Consider the following 8,017-nt stretch of genomic DNA (forward strand, 5'->3'; position numbering starts at 1 on the left):
GTGGAGGACAGGGGTGGGGGTGACGCGGCGGGGTCAACGGCCGCGTTCTCGGTGTCGGATGGGCTCACACGCCACAGTCTCGCCCGAGACGGGACAACAGGTCTAGTCCAGTGCGCGGCCGGGTCGCTTTCGTTTCCCTCGCGTTACCCGCTGTCACACCACGCCCGTACGATGCGCGTATGCGCGCAGACGGTGGAAACCCCGCCGGCCCGGAGCCCGGACCGCAGGGGGAGCCCGGACCGGAGGCGGAACTCTGGCCGGAAGGGGAGCCGGCCGACCCCGAGTTCTGGCCGGCCGACGACGCGCCCGACGCGCCCGACACCCACGGCGACCACGGCCCCCCGGCCACCGGCGACCTGCCGCCCGGCCCCGACGCGCCCGGGACCGTCCCGGAGACCGAACCGGAGACCGAACCGGCGGCACCGGCCCCGCCGCAGGCCGCCGCCCCGCCCTCCGCCGAGCTGGTGCCCGGAGGGCTCAGCGACCAGGACCGGGTGGTCCTCGCCCTGGAGAGCGGCGGCGGACAGCCCCGCGGCGGCGCCAAGGAGCGGCGCATCCGCGAAGAGCTCCACATGTCGCCCACCCGCTACTACCAGCTGCTCAACGCCCTGCTCGACGATCCCGCGGCGCTGCGCCACGACCCGGTCACGGTCAACCGCCTCCGACGTGTACGCGACGAACGGCGGGCGCAGCGGTAGTGTCGCCCCCATGGTCAGCCTCCCGGTACCCGACACCGCAGCAGGCCAGGACGGCCTCGCCGCGTTCCGCAGATCCCCCCGACGCGCCCTGCTGGCGCTGGACTTCGACGGCACCCTCGCGCCGATCGTCCCCGACCCCGAGCAGTCCCGCGCCCATCCCGACGTTCTGCCCGCCCTCGCTCTGCTCGCCCCCCGCATCGGCACCGTCGCCGTGGTCACCGGCCGCGCCGCCGACACCGCAGTCCGGCTCGGCGGCTTCGCCGACGCCGCCGGTCTCGACACCCTGACGGTGCTCGGCGCCTACGGAGCCGAGCGCTGGGACGCCGCCACCGGCGAGACCCGCACCCCCGGCCCGCACGCCGGAGTGATGGCGGCGCGTGCCGAACTCCCTGCCGTCATCAGCGCATGCGTGCCCTCCGGGCAGGCCCACATCGAGGACAAGGGCGGCGCGCTGGCCGTCCACACCCGCCGCGCCGCCGACCCGCAGGCGGCGCTCGACGCGCTGCGCCGGCCGCTGACGGAGCTGGCCGCCCGCCACGCCCTGGGCGTCGAACCCGGCCGCTATGTGCTGGAACTGCGTCCCCCCGGCATCGACAAGGGCGCCGCGCTGGCCGAACTGGTCCGCGAGCGGGACCCGTCGGTGGTGCTCTACGCCGGGGACGACCTCGGCGACCTCCCCGCGTTCGAGACGGTGCGGCGGCTGCGCGCCGACGGCCTGCCGGGAGTGCGGATCCTCTCCGCCTCCGCCGAGGTGCCCGAACTCGCCGCCGTCGCCGACCTCACGGTCGACGGCCCGCAGGGCATGGCCGCCCTGCTCGCCGCGCTCGCCGAGGCCGCCGGGGAGGCGGCCGAGCCGGCGCGGTGACCGCCCGCTGCCGCGCGGTGGGCGTGGGCACCCGCCCCGGTGCTCCCGTCCCGCCGCGAGGCAGCACCACCGGTGCGGAGCGCCCGCACGCGTCCCCCACCCGGAACCGGCCGCCGCGAGCGGCCGCGCACCGGCCGGGCCCGCACCGACGTCAATGGACCGGAAGATCCGGGGCAGAGGAAACCTCATGAGCACGATCGCGGTGAAGAGCGTCACGCTGGACAATGGACTTCAGCTCCCCTACGCGGAGTCCGGATACCCGAACGGCACCCCCGTGGTGTTCGTCCACGGAGCGGGGGAGTCCTGGCGCTCCTTCGAGCCGGTACTCGGCCTGCTGCCGACCAGCCTGCACGGGTACGCGCCCACGCAGCGCGGCCACGGCGACGCCGACAAGCCCGCCGCCGGCTACCGGCCGGAGGACTACGCCACCGACCTCGTCGGCTTCCTGGACGCGCTCGGCGTCGAACGCGCCGTCCTGGTGGGCGCGGGCACCGGCGGGATCGCCGCGCGGATCGTGGCCGGCGGCCACCCGCACCGTGTCGCCGGGCTGGTGCTGCTGGGCACCCCCACGGAGCTGGCGGACAAGTCCTGGGCGTCGGAACTGAGAGGCGCCACCGAGCGGCTCGGTGAACCGGGCGGCCCCGATCCCGCCGAACTCCTGCCCGCCGACTCCGGGACCGCCGATCTCGCCCGGTTCTCCGCCGTGATGGCGGACGAGGCCCGGCGCACCCCGCCGCACGTCTGGCGGCAGACCGTCGACGGGCTGCTGCGGGCGGACCTGCCCGCCACCCTCGGCGGCATCCTGGTGCCCACCCTCGTCGTCTGGGGCGACCGCGACGACCGGGTGCCGCGCGCCGACCAGCAGCGGATCACCGACACCGTGCCCGGCGCGCGGCTGAGCGTGTACGAGGGCGCGGGGCACGCGGTGCACTGGGAGCGGCCGGGCCCGGTCACCGGGGAACTCGCCGAGTTCGCCGAGGCGGCGGTCCGGCCCGTGGGCTGATGCGCCCCCGTGCCCCAGCGCCCCAGCGCGCCCGTGCCCCCGTCAGCCGACGCTGAAGAAGACGAGGCCGACGAGCAGCATGAAGCCCCAGAAGGCCAGCCCCAGATAGCCGAAGACGAGGCCGGCCATGGCCATGCCGTCACCCTCCTCGTTGCTCCGGCGGATCTCGGCGCGGGACTTGTGGCCGAGGATCACCGCCGGGATCGAGGACATGCCGTAGAAGATGCCGCCCAGCCCGCACACCAGCGCGCCGACCGCCAGGCGGTTGGTGCGCGGCGCCACGACCGGCGTGATCCAGCCGGGATGGCCCGGGCCGGGGTACATCCCCGGCACCGGGTACACCCCGGGTGCCTGCTGCTGCGGGTAGAACACCGGCGAGATCTGCTGCGCGGGCACCGCCGGCGCGGAGATCGGGCCGTTCGGCAGGTCGAAGATCAGATGCTGCAACTCGCCCTGGGTGACGGCGCGGTGTGCCTGGTCCACCCGGCGGTCGAACTCGGCCCGGTCCAGCCGGCCCTCGGCGTAGCCGGAGCGCAGCACATCGGTGGTCCGCTCACGGTCGGCATGGGAGGCGCGCATCCCGCGGTTCCCCCCATGAGGTTGCTGCTGCCACGCTGACATGCCCTCACCCCGTCTCAGTGCCCGCCCGCCACCGGTGCGGTTCGCGCCTTCTTCACATCATGCAGGACCGCGCGGGGGAGTGGCACGGCCGGAGGGAGACTGGTTCTGTTCGGTTACGAAGTCGTGGCCGGCCGCCTCCCCCTCCGCCACTCAGGCGCGGAGCGCGGAGAGCTGGGCCAGGAACCACGACTGCGGCGGCAGTGCCGTCGCCGCCGCGGCCAGCCGCTTGGTGCGGTCGGCCCGTTCGCCCGAGGGCATGACCAGCGCGGCGTGCAGCGCCTCGGCGGTCCCGGCGATGTCGTACGGGTTGACCGCCAGGGCGTCGTCCCCCATCTCCTCGAACGCCCCGGCCTCCCGGGAGAGGACCAGAGCACAGCCCTCCTCGGAGATGACCGGGATCTCCTTGGCGACGAGGTTCATGCCGTCCCGGATCGGGTTGACCAGCGCCACGTCCGCCATCCGGTAGGCGGCCAGCGACCGGGCGAAGTCGTCCTTGACGTGCAGCACCACCGGCTGCCAGTCGGCGGTGCCGAACCGTTCGTTGATCGCGGCGGCCAGTTCGTCGACACGCTCGGTGTAGGCGCGGTAGATGGCGAGATCCTGGCGCGAGGGATAGGCGAACGCGATGTGGACGACGCGGTCGTGCCACTCGGGGTGGTCCTCCAGCAGCCGCTCGTAGGCCAGCAGGCCGCGCACGATGTTCTTCGACAGTTCCGTGCGGTCCACGCGCACCACGGTGCGGCGGTCGCCGATCTGCTCCCGCAGGGACGCCAGCCGCTCGTCGACGTCGGGCCGGGCGGAGCGCTCCCGGAGGAACGCGGCGTCCGCGCCGAGTCCGTGGACACCGATGCGGGTGGTGTGGCCGTCGTGGCTGACGTGCAGCTCGTGCCCGCGGTCGGAGACCTCGGCGCCCAGCACCTCGCGGCAGCAGGCGGCGAACGCCTCGGCCCAGCGCCAGGTGAGGAAGGCGGCGCGGTCCCCGCCGAGGATGCCCAGCAGGACCTGGCGCGCGATGGGGTCCGGCAGCAGCCGGAAGGCGTCGACCGGCGCCCACGGGGTGTGGGAGAAGTGGCCGACGCGCAGATCGGGCCGGAGCGTGTGCAGCAGCCGCGGCACCAGGGAGAGGTGGTAGTCCTGCACGAGTACCGTCGCGCCGGGCGCCGCCTCCTGGGCCAGCGCCTCGGCGAACGCCGCGTTGTAGCGCTGGAACTCCTCCCAGCGCGCCTCGAACCCGCGGTCGAAGACCGGCTCCAGCGGGCTCTGGTACAGCATGTGGTGCACGAACCACAGCACCGAGTTGGCGATGCCGTTGTAGGCGGCGTCGAAGGTCTCGGCCGGGATGTCCAGCATCCGCACGGACTGGCCGCCGGTGTCCTCACGGTCGAGGGTGCCGCCGGCGCGGCGCGCCGCCTCGCGGTCGGCCTCCCCGAGGGCGGCGCAGACCCAGGTGCCGGCCTCGTCACCGAGAGCGCTCAGCCCGGAGACCAGCCCGCCGCCGCCGCGCCGGGCGGTCAGGGTGCCGTCCTCGCCCAGGCTGTAGCTGACGGGCCCGCGGTTGGAGGCGACCAGGACCTGCCCGGGCGCTCTGTCCCCGGGCTGCCGGCCGGACCGCTGGTCGGAGGTACCGGGAGCCTCGGCCCCGTGCCGCTCAGTCACCATGCGCGGAGCTTAGCCCGCGATGGCGGGTGTCAAACGTGTGTCCCGTCACCCGCGTCCCGGTGTTCCCGCCGGTGACACCGCCGGGCCGGGGCGCGGACGGCCGCGGGGCGGGCAGGTCCCGGGCGTCCGGCCGCCCGGCCGCCGCGTGTCGCTAGGCGGCACGCCGGGCCGCGGCGTACTCGGGGACGGTGAGCACCGGCGGGCGCTCGACCGTGTCGACCTGGTGGTGGCGCGGTGCGAAGCCGCCGTCCGGCGCGCGGTCGAACTGCGTCAGCCCGGTCCACACGGGCGCGGCGCCGCCCGGCAGCCGGATCTGCGCGGTGCGGTAGATCGCGGCCGCCATCCGGCCGAGCGCCTGACCGTCCTGGTGCCGGTGCCTGCGCACGCCCACGTCCACCTGGGCGATGGCGTCCAGACCGGAGATGTGCAGGGTGTCGATCAGGGTGCCCAGCTCCACCCCGTACCCGACCGGGAAGGGCAGCTGCTCCAGCAGCGAACGGCGGGCGGCGTACTCACCGCCCAACGGCTGCACCACCCCGGCCAGCCGCGGCCAGTGCAGGTTGAGCAGCGGGCGGGCCACCAGCTCGGTGACGCGTCCGCCCTGGCCCGCGCCCGCCTGCTCGGTGCCCAGCGGCCGGTCGTACATCGCCTTGACCAGTTCCACGCCGGGGTCGGTCAGCAGCGGGCCGATGATGCCCGAGACGAAGCGGGAGTCGAACTCCCTGAGGTCGGCGTCGACGAAGCAGACGATCTCGCCGCTGGTGGCGAAGAGCGAACGCCACAGCACCTCGCCCTTGCCCGGCAGGGCCGGGAGCCGGGGGAGCACCTCGTCGCGGTGCACCACCTTGGCTCCGGCCGCGCCGGCGACCTCAGCCGTGCGGTCGGTGGAGCCGGAGTCCAGCACCATCAGCTCGTCCACCAGCGGGACGCGTTCCATCAGGTCGGTGCGGATCGCCTCCACGATCGGCCCCACCGTCGCCTCCTCGTCGAGCGCGGGCAGCACCACGCTGACGCTGCCCGCCGGACCCGCCCGACGCTTGGCGGCGAGCAGCCGGGACAACGGCCGGTCGGTGGCGGACCAGGACCGGCGGGCGAGCCAGCTCTCAGCCTCTTCCAGCACGATGTCGCTCCCTCGGTCTCGACGACACGCCCCCGGAACGGGTGTCTCGGAGGCTGGACAACCCGAGTCATTGTCCTAGCTGTCCGTTACAGTCTCGAACAGTGCTTGTGACCTCCGCATATCGGGGGCGGCGAGCACCGCGATCGACACCACAACCACATACAGCTCATCCAGAGGGGCAGAGGGAACGGCCCGGTGAAGCCCCGGCAACCCTCCCGCCGGTCTCGCGTCCGAAGCGAGGTCCCCGGTGGGGAAGGTGCCAATTCCGTCCTGTGGCGAAAGCCGTCACGGGGAAGATGAGGAGAGGGCCTCGCTGCCATGTCTCTGCTTACCGAACCCCGCTCCGAGACCGTCGACCTCGGCCCGGCCGCCGCACTCTCCTGCCGGGAGTGCGGACAGCGGTACCCCCTGAGCCCGATCTTCGCGTGTACCGACTGTTTCGGCCCGCTGGAGATCGCCTACGACCTGCCCACCGGGCAGCCGGAGGAGCTGCGCCGCCGCATCGAGGCCGGCCCGAACTCCATCTGGCGCTACGCGCCGCTGCTGCCGGTCCCCGCCGACGTGGCCGGCAAGCCCAACCTCAACCCCGGCGGCACCCCGCTGGTCCGCGCCGACCGGCTCGCCGCCGAACTGGGCGTCACCGGCGAACTGCACGTCAAGGACGACTCCGGCAACCCCACCCACTCCTTCAAGGACCGGGTCGTGGCCTGCGCCGTCGAGGCCGCCCGTGCCTTCGGCTTCACCACGCTCTCCTGCTCCTCCACCGGCAACCTCGCCGGCGCGGTCGGCGCCGCCGCGGCCCGCGCCGGACTGCGCTCCTGTGTCTTCATCCCGCACGACCTGGAGCAGGCCAAGGTGACCGCGGCCGCCGTCTACGGCGGTGAGCTGGTCGGTATCGAGGGCAGCTACGACGACGTCAACCGCTTCTGCAGCGAGCTGATCGGGGACCCGGCGGGCGAGGACTGGGGCTTCGTCAACGTCAACCTCCGGCCGTACTACGCCGAGGGTTCCAAGACGCTGGCGTACGAGATCTGCGAGCAGCTCGGCTGGCGGCTGCCGGATCAGCTGGTGGTCCCGATCGCCTCGGGCTCCCAGCTGACCAAGATCGACAAGGCGCTGCGGGAGCTGATCGCCCTCGGCCTGGTCGAGGACAAGCCGTACAAGATCTTCGGCGCCCAGGCGGAGGGCTGCTCGCCCGTCTCCCAGGCGTTCAAGGCCGGCCAGGACGTGATCCGCCCGGTCCGCCCGGCGACCATCGCCAAGTCGCTGGCCATCGGCAACCCCGCCGACGGCCCCTACGTCCTGGACATCGCCCGCCGCACCGGCGGCGCGGTGGAGGACGTCACGGACGAGCAGATCGTCGCCGCGATCAAGCTGTTGGCCCGGACCGAGGGGATCTTCGCCGAGACCGCCGGCGGGGTCACCGTCGGGGTGACCCGCAAGCTGCTGGAGGACGGCGTCCTCGACCCCTCCCTCACCACTGTCGTGCTCAACACCGGCGAGGGGCTGAAGACGCTGGACGCGGTCTCGCCGACCACCAGCCCCACCGCCGTCATCCGGCCGGACCTGGACGCCTTCCGCGCGGCCGGTCTGGGCTGACCCTCCCGCCCGCACTTCGACACCGCATCCGCGGCACGAGCACGAGCACGAGCACGCAGCACCGAGACCGCGTCCGCGGCGCCGGGCCCGAGCCGGCGTCCACGTCCGCAGAAGGAGCGAACCCATGAGCGTCACCGTCCGTATCCCGACCATCCTGCGCACCTACACCGACGGGCGCTCCGAGGTCAGTGCCGAGGGCGCCACCCTCGCCGACGTCCTCACCGATCTGGAGCGCAACCACACCGGCATCGGCGCGCGTGTCCTGGACGACACCGGCAAGCTCCGCCGGTTCGTCAACGTCTATGTCAACGACGACGACGTGCGCTTCGCCGACGGCCTCGGCACGCCCACCCCCGACGGCGCGGGCGTCTCGATCATCCCGGCGGTCGCGGGCGGCGGCCGGTGGCCGTGCCGGCGGGAGGGTCAGCCGCCCGCGACCGCCGGGATGATCG

8 protein-coding genes and 1 riboswitch are annotated in these 8,017 nt (G+C 74.0%); of the genes, 5 read left to right on the forward strand and 3 right to left on the reverse strand.

What is annotated here, in order from left to right:
- Positions 1–461 precede the first annotated feature (461 nt).
- The 3 genes from E0D90_RS20960 to E0D90_RS20970 all read left to right on the forward strand — a co-directional run bounded on the left by E0D90_RS20960 (position 462) and on the right by E0D90_RS20970 (position 2,566).
- Positions 462–698 (forward strand): DUF3263 domain-containing protein, encoded by a 237-nt coding sequence (locus E0D90_RS20960; protein WP_258036893.1) that lies wholly within the window; start codon positions 462–464, stop codon positions 696–698.
- A gap of 10 nt (positions 699–708) precedes the next feature.
- Entirely contained in the window at positions 709–1,563 is an 855-nt protein-coding gene (otsB, locus tag E0D90_RS20965; protein ID WP_130799640.1) for a trehalose-phosphatase, read from the forward strand.
- Between the two features lie 187 nt (positions 1,564–1,750).
- Positions 1,751–2,566, forward strand: a complete 816-nt coding sequence (locus tag E0D90_RS20970; RefSeq protein WP_157996902.1) for an alpha/beta fold hydrolase — start codon at positions 1,751–1,753, stop codon at positions 2,564–2,566.
- Between the two features lie 42 nt (positions 2,567–2,608).
- Here E0D90_RS20970 and E0D90_RS20975 read toward each other — a convergent pair whose 3' ends face one another.
- The 3 genes from E0D90_RS20975 to E0D90_RS20985 all read right to left on the reverse strand — a co-directional run bounded on the left by E0D90_RS20975 (position 2,609) and on the right by E0D90_RS20985 (position 5,966).
- Entirely contained in the window at positions 2,609–3,145 is a 537-nt protein-coding gene (locus tag E0D90_RS20975; protein ID WP_103503772.1) for a DUF1707 and DUF4190 domain-containing protein, read from the reverse strand.
- A 192-nt stretch (positions 3,146–3,337) separates the two neighbouring features.
- The gene (locus tag E0D90_RS20980; protein ID WP_103503771.1) at positions 3,338–4,846 is read right to left on the reverse strand and encodes an alpha,alpha-trehalose-phosphate synthase (UDP-forming); all 1,509 of its coding nucleotides are present in this window, start codon (positions 4,844–4,846) and stop codon (positions 3,338–3,340) included.
- 151 nt (positions 4,847–4,997) lie between these two features.
- Positions 4,998–5,966 carry a glucosyl-3-phosphoglycerate synthase gene (locus E0D90_RS20985; protein WP_130799641.1) on the reverse strand — a complete coding sequence of 323 codons (969 nt, stop codon included), beginning with the start codon at positions 5,964–5,966 and terminating at the stop codon, positions 4,998–5,000.
- A gap of 163 nt (positions 5,967–6,129) precedes the next feature.
- Positions 6,130–6,269, forward strand: a riboswitch (SAM riboswitch).
- A gap of 15 nt (positions 6,270–6,284) precedes the next feature.
- Between E0D90_RS20985 and thrC the strand changes: the two genes are divergently transcribed.
- Entirely contained in the window at positions 6,285–7,565 is a 1,281-nt protein-coding gene (thrC, locus tag E0D90_RS20990) for a threonine synthase (protein WP_103502127.1), read from the forward strand.
- A 124-nt stretch (positions 7,566–7,689) separates the two neighbouring features.
- Positions 7,690–8,017: MoaD/ThiS family protein (locus tag E0D90_RS20995; RefSeq protein ID WP_130799642.1), on the forward strand; the 328-nt coding region annotated here is incomplete at its 3' end.

The organism is Streptomyces otsuchiensis (assembly GCF_004305975.1).
Taxonomy (GTDB): Bacteria; Actinomycetota; Actinomycetes; order Streptomycetales; family Streptomycetaceae; genus Streptomyces; species Streptomyces otsuchiensis.

Excerpts from the sequence above, each read along its gene's own strand:
- E0D90_RS20975 (WP_103503772.1), bottom strand. The coding sequence starts at position 3,145 with ATGCGCGCCTCCCATGCCGACCGTGAGCGGACCACCGATGTGCTGCGC.
- E0D90_RS20970 (WP_157996902.1), top strand. The coding sequence starts at position 1,751 with ATGAGCACGATCGCGGTGAAGAGCGTCACGCTGGACAATGGACTTCAG.
- E0D90_RS20980 (WP_103503771.1), bottom strand. The coding sequence starts at position 4,846 with ATGGTGACTGAGCGGCACGGGGCCGAGGCTCCCGGTACCTCCGACCAG.
- thrC (WP_103502127.1), top strand. The coding sequence starts at position 6,285 with ATGTCTCTGCTTACCGAACCCCGCTCCGAGACCGTCGACCTCGGCCCG.
- otsB (WP_130799640.1), top strand. The coding sequence starts at position 709 with ATGGTCAGCCTCCCGGTACCCGACACCGCAGCAGGCCAGGACGGCCTC.